The 18,669-nt window shown below is 58.0% G+C and carries 19 protein-coding genes; 14 read left to right on the forward strand and 5 right to left on the reverse strand.

Features of this window, described 5'->3' with window-relative positions; genetic code table 11:
* The first annotated feature begins 116 nt into the window (after positions 1-116).
* The 3 genes from VZP09_RS22230 (at position 117) to dinF (ending at position 2,602) form a co-directional block, all read left to right on the forward strand.
* Positions 117-485, forward strand: a complete 369-nt coding sequence (locus tag VZP09_RS22230) for a diacylglycerol kinase (RefSeq protein WP_002884819.1) — start codon at positions 117-119, stop codon at positions 483-485.
* Between the two features lie 122 nt (positions 486-607).
* Complete coding sequence (lexA, locus tag VZP09_RS22235) at positions 608-1,216, forward strand: transcriptional repressor LexA (protein WP_002884822.1); 609 nt, start codon at positions 608-610, stop codon at positions 1,214-1,216.
* Between the two features lie 69 nt (positions 1,217-1,285).
* Positions 1,286-2,602, forward strand: coding sequence for an MATE family efflux transporter DinF (dinF, locus tag VZP09_RS22240; protein WP_004151748.1), 1,317 nt, complete (start codon positions 1,286-1,288; stop codon positions 2,600-2,602).
* A gap of 19 nt (positions 2,603-2,621) precedes the next feature.
* On the opposite strand, the gene VZP09_RS22245 is transcribed toward dinF, so the two are convergent.
* The gene (locus tag VZP09_RS22245; protein WP_004219133.1) at positions 2,622-2,771 is read right to left on the reverse strand and encodes a hypothetical protein; all 150 of its coding nucleotides are present in this window, start codon (positions 2,769-2,771) and stop codon (positions 2,622-2,624) included.
* A gap of 65 nt (positions 2,772-2,836) precedes the next feature.
* On the opposite strand from VZP09_RS22245, the gene VZP09_RS22250 reads away from it, so the two are divergent.
* Positions 2,837-3,046 (forward strand): CsbD family protein, encoded by a 210-nt coding sequence (locus VZP09_RS22250; RefSeq protein WP_004151747.1) that lies wholly within the window; start codon positions 2,837-2,839, stop codon positions 3,044-3,046.
* A gap of 95 nt (positions 3,047-3,141) precedes the next feature.
* Here the strand turns inward: VZP09_RS22250 and zur are convergent, their stop codons facing one another.
* Entirely contained in the window at positions 3,142-3,657 is a 516-nt protein-coding gene (gene zur, locus VZP09_RS22255; RefSeq protein WP_200553408.1) for a zinc uptake transcriptional repressor Zur, read from the reverse strand.
* A 249-nt stretch (positions 3,658-3,906) separates the two neighbouring features.
* On the opposite strand from zur, the gene VZP09_RS22260 reads away from it, so the two are divergent.
* The 3 genes from VZP09_RS22260 to pspG all read left to right on the forward strand — a co-directional run bounded on the left by VZP09_RS22260 (position 3,907) and on the right by pspG (position 5,875).
* Positions 3,907-4,395 carry a cupin domain-containing protein gene (locus tag VZP09_RS22260; protein ID WP_002884935.1) on the forward strand — a complete coding sequence of 163 codons (489 nt, stop codon included), beginning with the start codon at positions 3,907-3,909 and terminating at the stop codon, positions 4,393-4,395.
* Positions 4,396-4,495: 100 nt separating this feature from the next.
* Entirely contained in the window at positions 4,496-5,494 is a 999-nt protein-coding gene (dusA, locus tag VZP09_RS22265) for a tRNA dihydrouridine(20/20a) synthase DusA (protein WP_032415844.1), read from the forward strand.
* Positions 5,495-5,632: 138 nt separating this feature from the next.
* Entirely contained in the window at positions 5,633-5,875 is a 243-nt protein-coding gene (gene pspG / locus VZP09_RS22270; RefSeq protein ID WP_009484997.1) for an envelope stress response protein PspG, read from the forward strand.
* 182 nt (positions 5,876-6,057) lie between these two features.
* Here pspG and VZP09_RS22275 read toward each other — a convergent pair whose 3' ends face one another.
* Positions 6,058-7,041, reverse strand: coding sequence for a quinone oxidoreductase (locus VZP09_RS22275; RefSeq protein WP_002884941.1), 984 nt, complete (start codon positions 7,039-7,041; stop codon positions 6,058-6,060).
* A gap of 169 nt (positions 7,042-7,210) precedes the next feature.
* Here VZP09_RS22275 and dnaB point away from each other — a divergent pair, with 169 nt between their 5' ends.
* From dnaB to VZP09_RS22305, 6 genes are all read left to right on the forward strand, one after another.
* A complete protein-coding gene (dnaB, locus tag VZP09_RS22280; protein ID WP_002884942.1) occupies positions 7,211-8,626 on the forward strand; it encodes a replicative DNA helicase in 1,416 nt (471 codons plus the stop codon).
* A gap of 31 nt (positions 8,627-8,657) precedes the next feature.
* Complete coding sequence (gene alr / locus VZP09_RS22285) at positions 8,658-9,737, forward strand: alanine racemase (protein WP_328795412.1); 1,080 nt, start codon at positions 8,658-8,660, stop codon at positions 9,735-9,737.
* A 176-nt stretch (positions 9,738-9,913) separates the two neighbouring features.
* Positions 9,914-11,107 (forward strand): aromatic amino acid transaminase, encoded by a 1,194-nt coding sequence (gene tyrB / locus VZP09_RS22290; protein WP_002884946.1) that lies wholly within the window; start codon positions 9,914-9,916, stop codon positions 11,105-11,107.
* Positions 11,108-11,296: 189 nt separating this feature from the next.
* Entirely contained in the window at positions 11,297-12,010 is a 714-nt protein-coding gene (gene aphA, locus VZP09_RS22295; RefSeq protein WP_004151745.1) for an acid phosphatase AphA, read from the forward strand.
* A 130-nt stretch (positions 12,011-12,140) separates the two neighbouring features.
* Positions 12,141-12,557: a secondary thiamine-phosphate synthase enzyme YjbQ gene (locus VZP09_RS22300; RefSeq protein WP_002884951.1), complete on the forward strand. Its 417-nt coding sequence runs from the start codon at positions 12,141-12,143 to the stop codon at positions 12,555-12,557.
* 3 nt (positions 12,558-12,560) lie between these two features.
* Entirely contained in the window at positions 12,561-12,917 is a 357-nt protein-coding gene (locus VZP09_RS22305; protein ID WP_002884953.1) for an MmcQ/YjbR family DNA-binding protein, read from the forward strand.
* On the opposite strand, the gene uvrA is transcribed toward VZP09_RS22305, so the two are convergent.
* Positions 12,918-15,743 (reverse strand): excinuclease ABC subunit UvrA, encoded by a 2,826-nt coding sequence (gene uvrA / locus VZP09_RS22310; protein ID WP_004146620.1) that lies wholly within the window; start codon positions 15,741-15,743, stop codon positions 12,918-12,920. It abuts the gene before it with no gap.
* 251 nt (positions 15,744-15,994) lie between these two features.
* Here uvrA and ssb1 point away from each other — a divergent pair, with 251 nt between their 5' ends.
* Positions 15,995-16,519: a single-stranded DNA-binding protein SSB1 gene (gene ssb1, locus VZP09_RS22315; RefSeq protein ID WP_328795413.1), complete on the forward strand. Its 525-nt coding sequence runs from the start codon at positions 15,995-15,997 to the stop codon at positions 16,517-16,519.
* Positions 16,520-16,643: 124 nt separating this feature from the next.
* Here ssb1 and VZP09_RS22320 read toward each other — a convergent pair whose 3' ends face one another.
* Positions 16,644-18,224, reverse strand: a complete 1,581-nt coding sequence (locus tag VZP09_RS22320) for a lytic transglycosylase F (protein ID WP_002885017.1) — start codon at positions 18,222-18,224, stop codon at positions 16,644-16,646.
* Between the last annotated feature and the right edge of the window lie 445 nt (positions 18,225-18,669).

Below are 18,669 nucleotides of genomic sequence, written 5' to 3' on the forward strand. Positions count from 1 at the left end.
GCCTCTGGTTAATCATGCAAATGCGCGGCAAGAATAACAGAAAGTGGGCAAAATTTCCGTTACCACGCGGCAAACGCGCACACTCATCGACGTCATTTACGTAAAAAGGTTTTGTGATGGCCAATAATACCACCGGGTTAACCCGGATCATTAAGGCGGCAGGTTACTCCTGGAAAGGATTTCGCGCGGCGTGGATCAACGAGGCTGCGTTTCGTCAGGAAGGCGTCGCCGCTATCGTGGCCGTCGCGGTAGCCTGCTGGCTGGACGTCGACGCCATCACCCGCGTATTGCTGATTGGCTCGGTCCTGCTAGTGATGATAGTCGAAATTCTCAACAGCGCGATTGAAGCGGTTGTGGACCGTATCGGCTCGGATTTTCACGAGCTTTCAGGGCGCGCCAAAGATATGGGGTCGGCGGCGGTTCTGCTGGCGATTATCATCGCGCTGATCACCTGGGGAACGCTGCTGTGGAGCCATTATCACTAACGTTCTTCGCTAACCCTCGCAAAATATGAACAATCCGCCGATTTTTGTGTGCCATGTGGTTCCAAAATCACCGTTAGCTGTATATACTCACAGCATAACTGTATATACACCCAGGGGGCGGAATGAAAGCGTTAACGACCAGGCAGCAAGAGGTGTTTGATCTCATTAGGGATCATATCAGCCAGACGGGCATGCCGCCGACGCGTGCGGAAATTGCTCAGCGCTTGGGGTTCCGTTCCCCAAACGCGGCGGAAGAACACCTGAAAGCGCTGGCGCGTAAAGGCGCGATCGAGATCGTCTCCGGCGCTTCTCGCGGTATTCGCCTGCTGACGGAAGAAGAGCAAGGCCTGCCGCTGATCGGCCGCGTCGCCGCCGGTGAGCCGCTGCTGGCGCAGCAGCATATTGAAGGCCACTATCAGGTCGACCCGTCGATGTTTAAGCCCAACGCCGATTTCCTGCTGCGCGTCAGTGGGATGTCGATGAAAGACATCGGTATTCTGGATGGCGATTTGCTGGCGGTCCACAAAACCCAGGATGTGCGTAACGGCCAGGTGGTTGTCGCGCGTATCGATGAAGAAGTGACGGTGAAGCGCCTGAAAAAGCAGGGCAATGTCGTTGAACTGTTGCCGGAAAACAGCGAGTTTTCCCCGATCGTCGTCGATCTGCGCCAGCAGAGTTTTACCATTGAGGGTCTGGCCGTTGGCGTGATCCGTAATGGAGAATGGCTGTAGCGCCTGCCTCTGCGCAGCGTCATCTGTTGCGTGACGCTGCGACGTTTTTCCTCAATCAGGTCCTCAAACATGCTGCTCAACGCTGCCGATAAAGCGCTGTGGCGTCTTGCCCTCCCTATGATTTTCTCCAACATCACCGTCCCGCTGCTGGGGCTGGTGGATACTGCGGTGATCGGCCACCTGGACAGCCCGGTATACCTCGGCGGCGTAGCGGTCGGGGCGACGGCCACCAGTTTCCTCTTCATGCTGCTGCTGTTCCTGCGCATGAGCACCACCGGGCTCACCGCTCAGGCCTGGGGCGCCAAAGATCCGCAGCGCCTGGCGCGGGCGCTGGTGCAGCCGCTGGCCCTGGCGCTGGGCGCCGGGGTGCTGATTATCCTGCTTCGCCTGCCGCTAATTGACCTCGCTCTGCATATTGTCGGCGGCAGCGAGGCGGTGCTTGAGCAGGCGAGACGGTTTCTCGAAATTCGCTGGCTCAGCGCCCCCGCCTCGCTGGCCAACCTGGTGCTGCTCGGCTGGCTGCTGGGCGTCCAGTACGCCCGGGCGCCGGTTATTCTGCTGGTGGTGGGTAATCTGTTGAATATTGTGCTCGATCTGTGGCTGGTGATGGGCCTGCGGATGAACGTCCAGGGAGCGGCGCTGGCCACGGTCACCGCGGAGTACGCCACCCTCATTATTGGCCTGCTGATGGCGAAGCGGGTGCTGACGCTGCGCGGCGTGTCGCTGGCGATGCTGAAAAATGCCTGGCGCGGGGATCTGCGCCGTTTATTGGCGTTGAATCGGGACATCATGCTGCGCTCGCTGCTGCTGCAGCTGTGCTTTGGCGCGCTGACCGTATTCGGCGCCCGTCTGGGCAGCGACATCGTGGCGGTGAACGCCGTACTGATGACCATGCTGACCTTTACCGCCTACGCGCTGGATGGCTTTGCCTATGCCGTGGAGGCTCACTCCGGCCAGGCCTACGGCGCGCGCGACGGTAGCCAGTTGCTGGAGGTGTGGCGGGCGGCCTGCCGGCAGTCCGGCATGGTGGCGCTGGCGTTTGCCCTGATTTACAGCCTGGCGGGGCAGTACATTATCGCGTTGTTAACCTCACTGCCTTCCCTGCAGCAGCTGGCCGATCGCTATCTGATCTGGCAGACGATCCTGCCGGTGGTCGGCGTCTGGTGTTATCTGCTGGACGGCATGTTTATCGGCGCGACGCGCGGCGCTGAGATGAGGAACAGTATGGCGGTCGCCGCGGCGGGGTTTGCCGTGACGCTGCTTACGCTACCGGTGCTTGGCAACCATGGTCTGTGGCTGGCGCTGGCGGTGTTCCTCGCCCTGCGCGGCCTGTCGCTGGCGCTGATCTGGCGTCGACACTGGCGACGCGGCACATGGTTTAGTTAGTTATCTCCCGTCATTGCCGCTAGCCGTGACCTTCCCCGGTCGCGCTACGCTTACAGGGCGATTCAATAGCCCGGCTCAGCGTGGCGCAAGCCGGGAACATCCTCTTCGCGTTATCCCGCGGTGCGATGGTTAAAAATTCCGAATAACGAATCGACGCCAGCATTCTCATCTATAGTTAATACCATGTCCGGCACAAAACGGGCTGTAAACCCACCGAATGATGAGGACGTTATTATGAATAAAGACGAAATCGGCGGTAACTGGAAACAGTTTAAAGGTAAAGCCAAGGAACAGTGGGGCAAACTTACCGATGATGATATGACCGTAATCGAAGGGAAGCGCGACCAGCTGGTCGGCAAAATTCAGGAGCGTTACGGCTATGAGAAAGATCAGGCTGAGAAAGAAGTCTCAGACTGGGAGCATAAGAACGACTATCGCTGGTAGCGTTCCTTGATCCGAAGAATGAAGCATTTGTGTTAGTGCCTGTCTGAATGGCGCAGGGACGCGCCGTTAACCCTTTTTCCCGCTGCGGCAGCCGCTCAGCGGGCTTTCTTTTTGAGCTGAATAGTATGATCGTGCTGGCAGTGTCCCGGGGTGCTGCAGGCTTCGACTTCCACGCAGCCCGCGCAAAGCCCGTGAGCTTCTATCACATTGTGGCGCAGGGCAAACCCCATGCGGGCCGCCAGCGTATGCATGATATCTTCCACCCCTTCCGCCGCCTCTTCTTTTACCACGCCGCAGCGGTCGCAGATAAACATGGCCGAGCTATGGGTCGGCTGGTCGAACAGATGGCACAGCACATAGCTATTGGTTGACTCTACCTTATGGACAAAACCCTGCTTGAGTAAAAACTCCAGCGCACGGTAAACCGTCGGCGGTTTCGCCTGCGGCTCTTTTTCACGTAGCAAGTCCAGCAGATCGTAGGCGCTGATTGCCCCTTGCTGCAGGCTCATCAGGCGCAACACTTCCAGACGCTGTGGAGTCAGGCGTACGCCGCGCTGTGCGCAAAGCTTTTCAGCATGCGCTAACATCTCTTGCGAAGGGGTCTTATCCATGAGCATCCTCGGATTGCGTGAATTTGAATCTGTTACTTTATCACGTTCCTCAGAAAACACCGAGAGCCGGCAGGTGATACGGGTCATACTTCAGGTTGTCGGCACCGGCGCCCGTCCCGAGCGCTGGCCGCTTATTCTCGAGCAGACTACGCCTTAGCCGCTCGCTAAAACCACCATGTCCGATTTAATCACAACACGCCCGACCCTGGGTATGCTATATCTGAAGTGTCTCATTTTCGGGAGAAAACGATGAAACGACCTGATTGCATTCGCCACTGGCGCGAACTGGAAGGGCCCGACGATGCTACTTATCCCGACAGCCCGGAGCGTTTTTCAATCGGCGCGCCGCTGGGGCGAGGTTTACGTCTCAACCGGCTGGGGATCCACCACGAGCGGCTGCCGCCCGGGCGGCGCACCTCTTATCCACACGCGGAGAGCGATGAGGAAGAGTTCATCTACGTGCTGGAGGGCTATCCGGAAGTGTGGATAAACGGCTATCTCTGGAAGCTGGAGCCCGGCGACAGCGTGGGTTTTCCCGCTGGTACCGGCATCTGCCACACCTTTCTCAATAACACCGAGCAGGAAGTTCGTCTGCTGGTGGTGGGCGAGGCCAACAAGAAGTACAACCGCATTTATTACCCGCTCAATCCCGGCTATGCCGCGACGCGCCAGGATCGTTGGGTTGACCATCCGCCGCAGTTCTTCGGTCCACACGACGGCAAGCCGCGGAAAAAGTAATCATTTCAGGTGAGGGGCGAAGCGCGGCGCACTATGCGCCTGTGGTGTATCTTTATGCTATAGTAGCGCCCCTTTTTACCCGGATGCTTATTTATTCGCCATGATGCCTGAATCAACGTCACCTGTTTTCCCTGCTCACCGCTTCTCCATCGCGCCGATGCTCGACTGGACCGACCGACACTGCCGCTACTTCCTGCGGCTGCTGTCGCGGCATACGCTGCTGTATACCGAAATGGTGACCACCGGGGCGATTATTCACGGCAAAGGGGACTATCTGGCCTATAGCGAAGAAGAGCACCCGGTTGCTCTGCAGCTCGGCGGCAGCGATCCCCAGGCCCTGGCGCAGTGCGCAAAGCTGGCCGAGGCGCGCGGCTATGATGAGATCAACCTCAACGTCGGCTGCCCCTCCGACCGCGTGCAGAACGGGATGTTTGGCGCTTGCCTGATGGGCAATGCGCAGCTGGTGGCCGACTGTATCAAGGCGATGCGCGATGTGGTGTCGATTCCGGTCACGGTAAAAACCCGTATCGGTATCGACGACCAGGATAGCTATGAGTTTCTGTGCGATTTCATTGAGACGGTCTCCGGCAAGGGCGAGTGTGAGATGTTTATTATTCACGCCCGCAAAGCCTGGCTCTCCGGGCTGAGCCCGAAAGAGAACCGCGAGATCCCGCCGCTGGATTACCCCCGCGTCTGGCAGCTGAAGCGCGATTTCCCCCATCTGACGATGGCGATCAACGGCGGCATCAAATCGCTGGACGAAGCCAGAGTACAGCTTGAGCATATGGATGGGGTGATGGTCGGGCGTGAGGCCTATCAGAACCCGGGCATTCTGGCCTCGGTCGACCGCGAAATTTTCGGCGTCGCCGGCGCGGATGCCGATCCGGTAACGGTGGTGCGAGCCATGTACCCCTATATTGAGCGCGAGCTCAGCAAGGGCACCTATCTGGGCCATATTACCCGCCATATGCTGGGGCTGTTTCAGGGGATCCCTGGCGCTCGCCAGTGGCGTCGCTACCTGAGCGAAAATGCGCATAAAGCCGGCGCCGATATTGCGGTGCTGGAGCATGCCCTGAAGCTGGTGGCCGATAAACGTTAATTTCTGACCAAAACCTGGTGAAATTGACCACGCCTCGCGCACTGACGCGGGGCGTTTTCTTTTAAAGTCAAGTGCTTATGTTTGGCATGCTTTTTGTAATACCTGCAGAGTGAAGTATTCATTTTTTNNNAGAGAACCATGCTGGAACTGCTATTTGTCATTGGATTTTTTGTCATGCTGCTGGTCACCGGCGTATCGCTGCTGGGGATTATCGCGGCAATCGTGGTGGCGACGGCGCTGATGTTCGTCGGCGGGTTGTTCGCCTTGATGATCAAATTACTGCCGTGGCTGCTGCTGGCGGTGGCGGCGGTGTGGGTTATTCGGGCGCTGAAATCCCCGAACGGAAATGCTTTTCGCGACAATAACCGTTGGCGTTACTAAGGTATTGAGGGGTGCGTCACAACCTGAACAATTTTGCAGACAACCGCGTAGGCATTGCTGCGCAAATCTGTCACTATTAGCGCGTTAACGAATTCATCGCGCTGTACCCTACATACAGCCGAACTAAAAAAAAGTAAGGGCTTCCCAGGTGGAAGCCCTAAACTTTTGCCCCTTCTGCCAACTTATGGCAGCAGCAAACTCGAACCCTGCGTCACCCGGCTCTCCAGAACTTCATGCGCCCGCCGCGCTTCGCTCAGCGGATAGATCTGACTTTCAGCCACGTCCACTTTAATCACCCCGCTGGCGATCAGCGAAAACAGTTCACTGCAGGCTTCCTCCAGTTCTTCCCGGTTGGTGATATAGCCCTGCAGCGATGGGCGAGTGACGTACAGGGAGCCTTTTTGATTCAGGATCCCCAGATTAACGCCGGTCACCGGACCGGAGGAGTTACCAAAGCTGACCATCAGGCCGCGGCGCTGCAGGCAGTCCAGAGAGGCCTCCCAGGTATCTTTCCCCACCGAGTCGTAGACGACGGCCACTTTCTTACCGTCGGTGAGCGCCTTGAGCCGCTCCACGATAGACTCCTCGCGATAGTTAATCACCTGCCAGGCGCCCGCCTCTTTGGCGCGCTGCGCTTTCTGCGCGCTGCCGACGGTACCGATAAGTTTCGCCCCCAGCGCTTTCGCCCACTGACAGGCTATCAGCCCCACGCCGCCAGCGGCCGCGTGAAACAGGAACATCTCATCAGGCTTAATTTCATAGGTTTTGCGCAGTAGATACCAGACCGTTAATCCTTTGAGGAACGACGCGGCGGCCTGTTCGAAAGAGATAGCGTCCGGCAGGACCGCCGCTTTGTCGGCCAGCACATTGTGTACCGTGCTGTAGGCGCCGAGCGCCGACTGGGCGTACACCACCCGATCGCCTACCTTAATATGCGTGACCCCATGGCCAACTTTACTGACGATGCCGGCCGCCTCGGTGCCCAGGCCGCTCGGCAGCGACGGCGGCGGATAGAGGCCGCTGCGAACATAGGTGTCGATATAGTTGATGCCGATGGCTTTGTTTTCGACCTGAATCTCATGTTCTGCGGGATCGCGTGGCGTGAACTCAACCGCCTGAAGCACCTCCGGTCCCCCGTGTTTCGAAAATTCGATGCGTGTTGCCATGTTCGCTCCTGTGTTGTTCCGAGATTATTCAGTAAGCTTAACAGCCTGCGCCGGCGGCGACGGATTTTCTTACCCGCCTCAGGCCTGCCACGCTTAATGGGTTCTTTAGCGGCAATGGCTTTCTCGCTATACTGTCACGCTCTTTTCCGGATCGGTGAAATGTTAGGCTATGGCAGGAAATAAACCCTTCAACAAACCACAGACAGAAACCCGCGAACGCGATCCGCAGCTCGCCGGGCTGAAAGTCCCGCCGCACTCGATTGAAGCGGAGCAGTCGGTGTTGGGCGGTTTAATGCTGGATAACGAGCGCTGGGACGACGTCGCCGAACGCGTCGTTGCCGACGACTTTTATACCCGTCCGCACCGTCATATTTTTACCGAGATGGCGCGCCTGCAGGAGTCCGGCAGTCCGATTGACCTGATTACGCTCGCCGAGTCGCTGGAGCGTCAAGGGCAGCTGGACAGCGTGGGCGGCTTCGCCTATCTGGCCGAACTGTCCAAAAACACGCCCAGCGCGGCTAACATCAGCGCCTATGCCGACATCGTGCGCGAACGCGCGGTGGTGCGCGAAATGATTTCGGTGGCCAACGAGATCGCCGAAGCCGGCTTCGACCCGCAGGGGCGAACCAGCGAAGATCTGCTCGACCTCGCCGAATCCCGGGTTTTCAAAATCGCCGAAAGCCGGGCCAACAAAGACGAAGGGCCGAAGAACATCGCCGATGTCCTCGATGCCACCGTCGCCCGTATCGAACAGCTGTTCCAGCAGCCCCATGACGGCGTCACCGGGGTCAATACCGGCTACGACGACCTCAACAAAAAGACCGCCGGCCTGCAGCCGTCGGATCTGATTATCGTCGCCGCCCGTCCATCGATGGGTAAAACGACCTTCGCGATGAACCTCGTGGAAAACGCGGCGATGCTGCAGGACAAACCGGTATTAATCTTTAGTCTCGAGATGCCCTCGGAACAGATCATGATGCGTTCTCTGGCCTCGCTGTCGCGCGTCGATCAGACCCGCATTCGTACCGGTCAACTGGACGACGAAGACTGGGCGCGGATCTCCGGCACCATGGGCATCCTGCTGGAAAAGCGCAATATCTATATCGATGACTCCTCCGGCCTGACGCCGACGGAGGTGCGCTCCCGCGCGCGGCGTATCGCCCGCGAGCACGGCGGCATCGGACTGATTATGATCGACTACCTGCAGCTGATGCGCGTGCCGTCGCTCTCCGACAACCGTACCCTTGAGATTGCTGAAATCTCCCGCTCGCTGAAGGCGCTGGCGAAAGAGCTGCAGGTGCCGGTGGTGGCGCTGTCGCAGCTTAACCGCTCGCTGGAGCAGCGCGCCGATAAGCGCCCGGTCAACTCCGACCTGCGTGAGTCCGGCTCTATCGAACAAGATGCCGACTTAATCATGTTCATTTACCGTGATGAGGTCTATCACGAGAACAGCGATCTTAAAGGCATCGCGGAAATTATCATTGGTAAACAACGTAACGGCCCGATCGGCACCGTGCGACTGACCTTTAACGGCCAGTGGTCGCGTTTCGATAATTATGCCGGTCCTCAGTATGATGATGAGTAATCCTTCCGCCTTCTTTTATTAAGGAATTCAAATGCAAGCGGCAACTGTAGTTATCAACCGCCGCGCTCTGCGACACAACCTGCAACGTCTGCGTGAACTGGCGCCCGCCAGCAAACTGGTTGCGGTAGTGAAAGCGAACGCCTACGGACACGGTCTTCTCGAGACCGCGCGAACGCTGACCGACGCCGACGCCTTTGGCGTCGCCCGCCTGGAAGAGGCGCTGCGCCTGCGAGCGGGGGGCATCGCCCAGCCGATCCTCCTGNTGGAAGGCTTTTTTGCTGCGGAAGACCTGGCGGTGATCGCCGCCCAGCGCCTGCATACGGCGGTGCATAGCCCCGAACAGCTGGCGGCGCTGGAGCAAGCCGATCTCCCCGAGCCGGTGACCGTGTGGATGAAGCTGGATACCGGCATGCATCGCTTAGGGGTGCGCCCGGAGGAAGCCGAGGCGTTTTATCAGCGTCTGAGCCAGTGTAAAAACGTCCGCCAGCCGGTGAACGTGGTGAGCCACTTCGCGCGCGCCGATGAGCCGACCTGCGGCGCCACCGAACGCCAGCTGGACATCTTCACCACCTTTACCGAAGGCAAGCCGGGCTTGCGCTCTATCGCCGCCTCGGGCGGCATTCTGCTGTGGCCGCAATCGCATTACGACTGGGTGCGCCCCGGAATTATCCTGTATGGCGTGTCGCCGCTGGACGATCGCTCCACCGGGAAAGATTTCGGCTGCCAGCCGGTGATGACCCTGACGTCCAGCCTGATTGCGGTGCGCGAGCATAAAGCAGGGGAGCCCGTCGGGTACGGCGGCACCTGGATCAGCGAACGCGATACCCGTCTCGGCGTGGTGGCGATGGGCTATGGCGACGGTTATCCGCGTGCGGCACCGTCGGGCACGCCGGTACTGGTCAATGGCCGGGAAGTGCCGATTGTCGGCCGGGTGGCGATGGATATGATCTGCGTTGACCTCGGACCGCAGGCCCAGGATAAGGCCGGCGACGCGGTAGTGCTGTGGGGAGAGGGGCTCCCGGTAGAGCGCATCGCCGAGATAACGAAAGTGAGTGCTTACGAACTTATTACGCGACTGACCTCCCGCGTCGCCATGAAATACCTCGACTAAGCCTCTGGCGTACCGGATAGTACAGAGGCTGATCCGGTACGCACCAGGCCTGCGGCGCTCAAAAAAGCGGTTTATACCGCTGCGCGGTCACTTTCCCCTCAACATCCTCTCGACCTGCCGTCATATCCGGTTTATTGTGTAAGAACCTGCCCCATGTAAACCTGGAGATACATCGCGTGTTTCAAAAAGTTGACGCCTACGCCGGCGACCCTATTCTTTCTCTGATGGAACGCTTCAAAGAAGACCCGCGAAGCGACAAAGTCAACCTGAGTATCGGGCTGTACTACAACGATGACGGCATTATCCCGCAGCTGCAGGCGGTGGCGGAAGCGGAAGCACGCCTGAACGCCGAGCCGCATGGCGCCTCGCTGTATCTGCCAATGGAAGGGTTGAGCGGCTACCGTCAGGCGATTGCGCCGCTGCTGTTTGGCGCAGAGCATACCGCGCTTAAGCAAAATCGCATTGCCTCTATTCAGACGGTCGGCGGTTCGGGCGCGCTGAAGGTCGGGGCCGACTTCCTCAAACGTTACTTTCCTGAGTCTCATGTCTGGGTCAGCGATCCGACCTGGGAAAACCACATCGCCATTTTTGAAGGGGCTGGCTTCGAAGTAAGTACTTACCCCTGGTTTGATAAAGCCACCAACGGCGTGCGCTTTGAGGACCTGCTGGCGACGCTGCAAACGCTGCCGGCCCGCGATATTGTGCTGCTGCACCCTTGCTGCCACAACCCGACCGGCGCCGACCTGACGCCAGCCCAGTGGGACCGCGTGGTTGAGGTATTGAAAGCGCGTCAGCTGATCCCCTTCCTCGACATCGCCTACCAGGGCTTTGGCGGGGGGCTGGAAGAGGATGCCTACGCCATTCGCGCCATCGCCAGCGCCGGGATGCCGATGCTGGTCAGCAACTCGTTCTCCAAAATTTTCTCGCTGTACGGGGAGCGCGTCGGCGGTCTGTCCGTGGTCTGTGAAGACAGCGAAACCGCGGGCCGCGTGCTGGGTCAGCTGAAGGCCACCGTGCGCCGCAACTACTCCAGCCCGCCAAGCTTTGGCGCGCAGGTGGTGGCGACGGTGCTGAACGATGCAGCTCTGAAAGCCACCTGGCAGGCGGAAGTGGACGCCATGCGCGCGCACATCCTGACCATGCGCCAGGCGCTGGTCGACGCGCTGCAGCAGGTTGCCCCGGGCAGCAAAGTGGATTACCTGCTCAAGCAGCGCGGGATGTTCAGCTATACCGGATTTAGCGCGGCGCAGGTGGATCGTCTGCGCGATGAGTTTGGCGTCTACCTGATTGCCAGCGGACGCATGTGCGTGGCGGGGTTAAACTCACGTAATGTTCAGCAGGTAGCGAAAGCTTTTGCCGCGGTAATGTAAGCCGCTCTCCAGCAGGTTGTCTCTGCCGGTCAACGGGCAGGGGCAACCCCTCGGATGTGATCATCCTCTTTTTCTATGACATCTGCGCGAAAAAGGCTTTTCATCCATGCCGCCGGCGGGTAAGGTCGGGACGTTGATAAGCATGCACATTATTGAAAACAATAATGATTGATAGATTTAGGGATAAATATGCGCAAACTTACTCTCGCCCTTGCGGCGGCTTCTCTCCTGTTCACGCTGAACAGCGCCGTTGTGGCGCGCGCCTCCACGCCGCAGCCGCTGTGGGTCGGCACCAACGTGGCCCAGCTGGCCGAGCAGGCGCCGATCCACTGGGTTTCGGTGGCGCAAATTGAGAACAGCCTGCTGGGGCGGCCGCCGATGGCCGTCGGCTTTGATATCGATGACACCGTCCTCTTCTCCAGTCCGGGTTTCTGGCGCGGGCAAAAAACCTTCTCTCCCGGCAGCGAGGATTACCTGAAAAACCCGCAGTTCTGGGAAAAAATGAACAATGGCTGGGATGAATTCAGCATGCCGAAAGAGGTGGCGCGCCAACTGATTGCGATGCATGTGAAGCGCGGGGACAGCATCTGGTTCGTCACCGGCCGCAGCCAGACCAAAACCGAAACCGTTTCTAAAACCCTGCAGGATGATTTTCTCATCCCGGCCGCCAATATGAATCCGGTGATTTTCGCTGGCGATAAGCCTGGCCAAAACACCAAGACCCAGTGGCTGCAGGCGAAGCAGATAAAGGTTTTCTACGGCGATTCGGATAACGATATCACCGCCGCCCGCGAAGCGGGCGCCCGTGGCATCCGCGTGCTGCGGGCCGCCAACTCCTCCTATAAGCCGTTGCCGATGGCTGGCGCGCTGGGCGAGGAAGTAATCGTCAATTCCGAATACTGATGACCGCCTGAACGCGATAAACGGCAGCGACGGCGCTGCCGTTTTTTTATGCAAAATCAGGGGTGGAAGGTTTTACCTTTTCACGTATTGCTGCACACTTAGAAGGATTCATTCGCAAAAGGAGTCAATGATGTGGTATCAGCAAACCCTGACGCTTGGGCCAAAATCCCGCGGTTTTCATCTGGTCACCGACGAAATCCTTGGCCAGATCCGCGGGCTGTCCGGGGTGAAGGTTGGCCTGCTGCACCTCCTGCTCCAGCATACTTCCGCTTCCCTGACGCTCAACGAAAACTGCGATCCCACCGTCCGCTATGACATGGAGCAGTATTTTCTCAACGCCGTACCGGACAATGCGCCGTATGAACATGACTATGAAGGCCCTGACGATATGCCGTCGCACATCAAATCATCGATGCTTGGCGTGTCGCTAATGCTGCCGGTCGAGGACGGGCGCGTCAGGCTGGGAACCTGGCAGGGCATCTGGCTGGGGGAGCATCGGATACACGGCGGTTCGCGGCGCATCGTTGCGACGCTCATGGGGGAATAAAAGATGACAATTTCGGAGTTATTACAGTACTGCATGGCGAAACCGGGAGCAGAGCAGAGCGTCCACAGCGACTGGAAAGCCACGCAGATTAAGGTCTCAGACGTGCTGTTTGCCATGGTGAAGGAGGTTGAGGACCAGCGGCCGGCGGTCGCGCTGAAGGCGAGTCCGGAGCTGGCTGAGCTGCTGCGTCAGCAGCATCGCGATGTCCGGCCCAGCCAGCATCTCAATAAAGCGCACTGGAGCACCGTCTATCTGGATGGCTCGCTGCCGGATTCGCAAATCTACTACCTGGTCGATGCGTCTTATCAGCAGGCGGTGAAAATGCTGCCGGAGCCGGTCCGGCAGCAGCTTACCCGCTAATTATTTCAGCATGGGCTTGAGGAAGCGCGCGGTGTGCGAGGCTTCGCACTCGGCGACGGTTTCCGGCGTACCGGAGACCAGGATTTCGCCGCCGCCGCTGCCGCCTTCCGGGCCGAGATCGACAATCCAGTCGGCAGTTTTAATCACATCGAGGTTGTGCTCAATCACCACGATGGTATTGCCCTGATCGCGCAGCTGGTGCAGCACTTCCAGCAACTGCTGGATATCGGCGAAGTGCAGACCGGTGGTCGGCTCATCGAGGATATACAGCGTCTGGCCGGTACCGCGCTTGGACAACTCGCGCGCCAGCTTCACGCGCTGCGCCTCGCCGCCGGACAGGGTCGTCGCCGACTGGCCAAGGCGGATATAGGTCAGGCCGACGTCCATCAGGGTTTGCAGCTTACGCGCCAGCGCCGGTACGGCATCAAAGAATTCACGCGCCTCTTCAATGGTCATATCCAGCACTTCGTGGATGGTCTTACCCTTGTACTTAATCTCCAGCGTTTCGCGGTTATAGCGTTTGCCTTTGCACTGGTCGCACGGCACGTAGATATCCGGCAGGAAGTGCATCTCAACCTTAATGACGCCGTCACCCTGGCAGGCTTCGCAGCGCCCACCGCGAACGTTAAAGCTAAAGCGCCCCGGCGTATAGCCGCGTGAGCGAGACTCCGGTACGCCGGCGAACAGCTCGCGCACCGGGGTAAACACCCCGGTATAGGTTGCCGGGTTGGAGCGCGGCGTCCGGCCGATCGGGCTCTGGTCGATATCGATCACTTTATCGAAATGTTCCAGCCCCTGGATATCGCGATACGGCGCTGGTTCGGCGATGGTCGCGCCGTTGAGCTGGCGCTGGGCAATCGGGAACAGGGTATCGTTGATCAGCGTGGATTTACCCGAGCCGGAGACGCCGGTGATGCAGGTAAACAGGCCCACTGGCAGGGTCAGCGTTACATCCTTCAGGTTGTTGCCGCGCGCGCCGGTCAGCTTGAGGACTTTCTCCGGGTTGGCGGGCACGCGCTGTTTCGGCACTTCAATTTTGCGTTTACCGCTCATGAACTGGCCGGTCAGGGATTCCGGGACCGCCATAATGGCCTCCAACGGCCCTTCCGCTACTACCTGGCCGCCGTGAACGCCAGCGCCTGGACCGATATCGATCACATGGTCGGCGGCGCGAATGGCGTCTTCGTCGTGCTCAACGACGATCACCGTGTTGCCTAAATTACGCAGGTGGATCAGGGTGCCGAGCAGGCGTTCGTTATCGCGCTGGTGCAGGCCGATAGAGGGTTCATCCAGCACGTACATCACGCCAACCAGCCCGGCGCCAATCTGGCTTGCCAGACGGATACGCTGGGCTTCGCCGCCGGAGAGCGTTTCCGCCGAGCGGGAGAGCGTCAGGTAGTTGAGGCCGACGTTGACGAGGAATTTCAGACGATCGCCAATCTCTTTCAGCACTTTTTCGGCGATTTTCGCCCGCTGTCCGGAAAGCTTCAGATTGTTGAAGAAATCCATCGCATGGCCGATGCTCATATCGGAAATGGTCGGCAGCGGGGTGTTTTCCACAAACACGTGGCGCGCCTCGCGACGCAGACGCGTGCCGTCGCAGCTGGCGCACGGACGGTTGCTGATGAACTTCGCCAGCTCTTCGCGCACCGCGCTGGATTCCGTCTCTTTGTAACGGCGCTCCATGTTATGCAGCACGCCTTCGAACGGATGGCGGCGCACCGAGGTATCGCCGCGGTCGTTCATGTATTTGAATTCAATACTTTCTTTACCTGAACCGTACAGCACCACTTTCTGCACGTTGGCGCTGAGGGTGCCCCATGGCGCTTCGACGTCGAATTTATAGTGCTCCGCCAGCGACTTCAGCATCTGGAAGTAGTAGAAGTTACGCCGATCCCAGCCGCGGATGGCGCCGCCCGCCAGCGACAGCTCGGGATTTTGCACCACGCGATCGGGATCGAAATATTGCTGCACGCCGAGGCCGTCGCAGGTCGGGCAGGCGCCCGCCGGGTTGTTAAAGGAGAACAGACGCGGCTCCAGCTCGCGCATGCTGTAGCCGCAGATCGGGCAGGCGAAGTTGGCGGAAAACAGCAGTTCTTCCGCTTTCTCATCATCCATATTAGCCACAATGGCGGTCCCGCCGGAGAGCTCCAGCGCGGTTTCAAACGACTCGGCCAGGCGCTGCGCCAGATCGTCGCGCACCTTGAAGCGGTCGATGACTACCTCAATGGTGTGCTTCTTCTGCAGCTCCAGCTTCGGCGGATCCGACAGATCGCAGACCTCGCCGTCGATCCGCGCGCGGATGTAGCCCTGACTGGCGAGGTTTTCCAGGGTTTTAGTGTGCTCGCCTTTGCGCTCTTTAATAATGGGCGCCAGCAGCATCAGGCGCAGGCCTTCCGGCTGGGCGAGGACATTATCGACCATCTGACTGACGGTTTGCGCCGCCAGCGGCACGTCGTGATCCGGACAGCGCGGTTCGCCGACGCGGGCGTACAGCAGACGCAGATAGTCGTGAATTTCGGTAATAGTACCCACCGTCGAGCGGGGGTTGTGAGAGGTTGATTTCTGTTCGATGGAAATCGCCGGCGACAGCCCTTCGATATGGTCGACGTCCGGCTTCTCCATCAGCGACAGGAACTGTCGCGCATAGGCGGAGAGCGATTCGACGTAGCGACGCTGGCCTTCGGCATACAGGGTGTCGAAAGCGAGTGAAGATTTGCCAGACCCGGAAAGCCCGGTGACGACAATGAGTTTGTCGCGCGGGATAACGAGGTTGATGTTTTTGAGATTATGGGTGCGGGCGCCCCGAACTTCGATCTTATCCATTCACCTTTCCCGGTAGGTAGATACACGGATTGCCTGGTTTGCTTGAAGGACAAACGGCAGAAACGGCTAATTATGACACAATTTAACCTGAATGAATATACAGTATCGGAATGCAAATTCGGGTCGAGTGTGCAACAATGCCGTAGCCGGGTACTATCTCTGGAATCAGCCTCGCAGCTATTAAAATGCTACGTGGAAATGGTACACTCGCGCGTTTACACTATTAAGAAACGTATTCAGGAGACACGAACATGGCCAGCAGAGGCGTAAACAAGGTGATTCTCGTCGGTAATCTGGGGCAGGACCCGGAAGTACGCTACATGCCAAGTGGCGGCGCTGTCGCCAACTTCACGCTGGCAACTTCCGAATCCTGGCGTGACAAGCAGACCGGCGAAATGAAAGAGCAGACCGAGTGGCACCGCGTTGTGCTGTTCGGCAAACTGGCGGAAGTCGCTGGTGAGTATCTGCGTAAAGGCTCTCAGGTGTACATTGAAGGCCAGCTGCGTACCCGCAAGTGGACCGATCAATCCGGTCANGACAAATACACCACCGAAGTGGTGGTGAACGTGGGCGGCACCATGCAGATGCTGGGCGGCCGTCAGGGCGGCGGCGCACCGGCAGGCGGCGGCCAGCAGCAGGGCGGTTGGGGTCAGCCGCAGCAGCCGCAGGGCGGCAACCAGTTCAGCGGCGGCGCGCAGTCCCGTCCGCAGCAGCAGGCCCCGGCAGCGCCTTCCAACGAACCGCCGATGGACTTCGACGACGACATCCCGTTCTAAGGCTTGCCTTAGGCGCACTGTCTGCGCAGTCGAAAGCAGAAAGCCCCGGTTTCGCCGGGGCTTTTTCTTTGTTATTCCTGCACCGTCATTTCAGGATGGAATTTGACCTACGGTAACGAGCGATTCAGATGACGGGCACCTGAGCGGTGGCGGCTGTCGCCACGCTGGGCTGCGGTTTGGCTGGCTGCGCTACCGGCTCCTGCCGCGGTACGGCCGTCGCTTTCTGTTTGCGGGCCATGTCATCGACGATCAGCCGATAGGCGATGTAATACTTATAGATATTGCTGACGTAGGTTACCGTCTCGGCGCCAATTTTTTCTGCCGCCATATTTTCGACGTTACCGAACCAGACGTTCGGGTCAAATCCTCGCTGTTTAGTCATGGTGCGCAGGCGGGCGATACGCGCCGGACCCGCGTTATAGGAGGCAAAGGTAAACAGCGCTTTATCGAGCCGGGTCATGGGCTCATCGGCATAGTACCGATCCATCATCCAGCGCATGTATTTCACGCCGGCATGGATATTGGGATCCAGCTGTTTAATATCGCCCACCTTCAGCTCTTTTCCAGTGCTGGGCATCACCTGCATAACGCCGATGGCGCCGACGTGGCTCCGTACCGACTGATTCAGCCGCGACTCCTGGTATCCCTGGGCCGCCATCAGCAGCCAGTCGACGTCGTAACGATCGCCGTACTTGCGGAAGACATCTACCATCGCGAGGAATTTGCGTCGTTCCTTACTCGCCGCGGCATTTTTGACATATTTAGCATTTTTCAGGTAACGCAGCAGGAGAGTATTGCCCAGCGTGGTGCCCTGACGATTCTTTTTGACGAAGTTGTTCAGTACCGTCAGCAGCTGCGGGCTGTCTTTGCGTACCGCCCAGGCAATGTCGCCGCCGTCGCGCAGCACCACATTGTCATGGACCTGAATTTTTGGAAACACCTGTTTCCAGAACAACGCTTTATGCTGATCGACGACGATCAGCGGAATCAGCCCGGCGTTGAGCATTTCCAGCAGATCTTCATCCTCCAGCGCTTCCGGCGCCGCCTCCAGTATCACCGGTGGGCGCGACTCACCGGCAAATCGGGCGTTCAGCGCTTGCAGGCTGTCGTAATAGCTGGAGGAGCGGCGAACAAAGACGGTTTGACCAGAGAGTTGCTCCAGGCTGTCGACCTTCGGTGAAGCCGGGCCGGAGATCAGTAATTCTTTCACGTTGCTGTAGAGCGGCTGGGCGAAATCGACCTGTGCTTCCCGCGAGGGCGTGATAGTCAGATTGGCAGCCGCAATATCGCCTTTACCTTCATTAAGCGCGATAAAGAGATTGTCCCGACTGACCGGCACAAAAACGATATGCAGCTTCAGGTGGCGCTGTTTGAGCTTTTTATCCTTCGCTAGCTGTTTATTCAGCTCGTTTTCCAGCGCGATAAAAATGTCGTGCGTCGCCCCGCGCTGGGTGCCTTTATCAATAAAAAAGAAGGTCTTGCTGTAGGTGGTTAATACCCGAATGGTACGACGGTCGATCATGCCAGGCAAATCGCCTCTCCATGGTCGTAGCATATCGTCGATATGAATCGATAGCGTGTTGTCTTCGGCTGCTGCCGGCGGCGCTTTTTCCGCCTCTACTGCCGGCAGCAGAGGAGCGAATAACAGTGTCGCGAGGCAGGTGAGCCAGGCGATAAACAGACGTGATAGCGAGTAGGCGTTCATGGAGGAATACTCCGCAGGGGATGTGATTATTTTAGCAGAACGGCCGCCGTTAGCTGGGAACGACAAGGGCGTAAAAAACATAACAATGCCGACAAATAGTTTTCTCCCATTTTATCGCTTACTATTAATATGTTTTTATCTTTAATTTAACTATGGAGATAATATGGCGAAAATGTGTGTTTTTAATGATAAATAGAAAATAATGATGATGTTTTTATTTTATTTCTCCCCATCTGTTTTGTTGTAACCTTTTGATTGTTGGTGTTTATTTTATTTTTCTTCGAGATTGATTATTATCATCTTGATAATGAATCTCATTTTTATTACCGTAACACGGCACATTACTCTAATAACACGCTGTCTGGATTACGCTATCAAAGAATAGCGCGCAGCGCTTTTTCTCTAATGATGAAACAGGGCACTTAATTTTATTATGCCTCATGCT

Origin of the sequence: Klebsiella sp. EMBS2024 (assembly GCF_036233805.1) — a bacterium.
Classification (GTDB): Bacteria; Pseudomonadota; Gammaproteobacteria; order Enterobacterales; family Enterobacteriaceae; genus Klebsiella; species Klebsiella pneumoniae.

Excerpts from the sequence above, each read along its gene's own strand:
- VZP09_RS22230 (WP_002884819.1), top strand. The coding sequence starts at position 117 with ATGGCCAATAATACCACCGGGTTAACCCGGATCATTAAGGCGGCAGGT.
- lexA (WP_002884822.1), top strand. The coding sequence starts at position 608 with ATGAAAGCGTTAACGACCAGGCAGCAAGAGGTGTTTGATCTCATTAGG.
- dinF (WP_004151748.1), top strand. The coding sequence starts at position 1,286 with ATGCTGCTCAACGCTGCCGATAAAGCGCTGTGGCGTCTTGCCCTCCCT.
- VZP09_RS22245 (WP_004219133.1), bottom strand. The coding sequence starts at position 2,771 with ATGAGAATGCTGGCGTCGATTCGTTATTCGGAATTTTTAACCATCGCA.
- VZP09_RS22250 (WP_004151747.1), top strand. The coding sequence starts at position 2,837 with ATGAATAAAGACGAAATCGGCGGTAACTGGAAACAGTTTAAAGGTAAA.
- zur (WP_200553408.1), bottom strand. The coding sequence starts at position 3,657 with ATGGATAAGACCCCTTCGCAAGAGATGTTAGCGCATGCTGAAAAGCTT.
- VZP09_RS22260 (WP_002884935.1), top strand. The coding sequence starts at position 3,907 with ATGAAACGACCTGATTGCATTCGCCACTGGCGCGAACTGGAAGGGCCC.
- dusA (WP_032415844.1), top strand. The coding sequence starts at position 4,496 with ATGATGCCTGAATCAACGTCACCTGTTTTCCCTGCTCACCGCTTCTCC.
- pspG (WP_009484997.1), top strand. The coding sequence starts at position 5,633 with ATGCTGGAACTGCTATTTGTCATTGGATTTTTTGTCATGCTGCTGGTC.
- VZP09_RS22275 (WP_002884941.1), bottom strand. The coding sequence starts at position 7,041 with ATGGCAACACGCATCGAATTTTCGAAACACGGGGGACCGGAGGTGCTT.
- dnaB (WP_002884942.1), top strand. The coding sequence starts at position 7,211 with ATGGCAGGAAATAAACCCTTCAACAAACCACAGACAGAAACCCGCGAA.
- aphA (WP_004151745.1), top strand. The coding sequence starts at position 11,297 with ATGCGCAAACTTACTCTCGCCCTTGCGGCGGCTTCTCTCCTGTTCACG.
- VZP09_RS22300 (WP_002884951.1), top strand. The coding sequence starts at position 12,141 with ATGTGGTATCAGCAAACCCTGACGCTTGGGCCAAAATCCCGCGGTTTT.
- VZP09_RS22305 (WP_002884953.1), top strand. The coding sequence starts at position 12,561 with ATGACAATTTCGGAGTTATTACAGTACTGCATGGCGAAACCGGGAGCA.
- uvrA (WP_004146620.1), bottom strand. The coding sequence starts at position 15,743 with ATGGATAAGATCGAAGTTCGGGGCGCCCGCACCCATAATCTCAAAAAC.
- VZP09_RS22320 (WP_002885017.1), bottom strand. The coding sequence starts at position 18,224 with ATGAACGCCTACTCGCTATCACGTCTGTTTATCGCCTGGCTCACCTGC.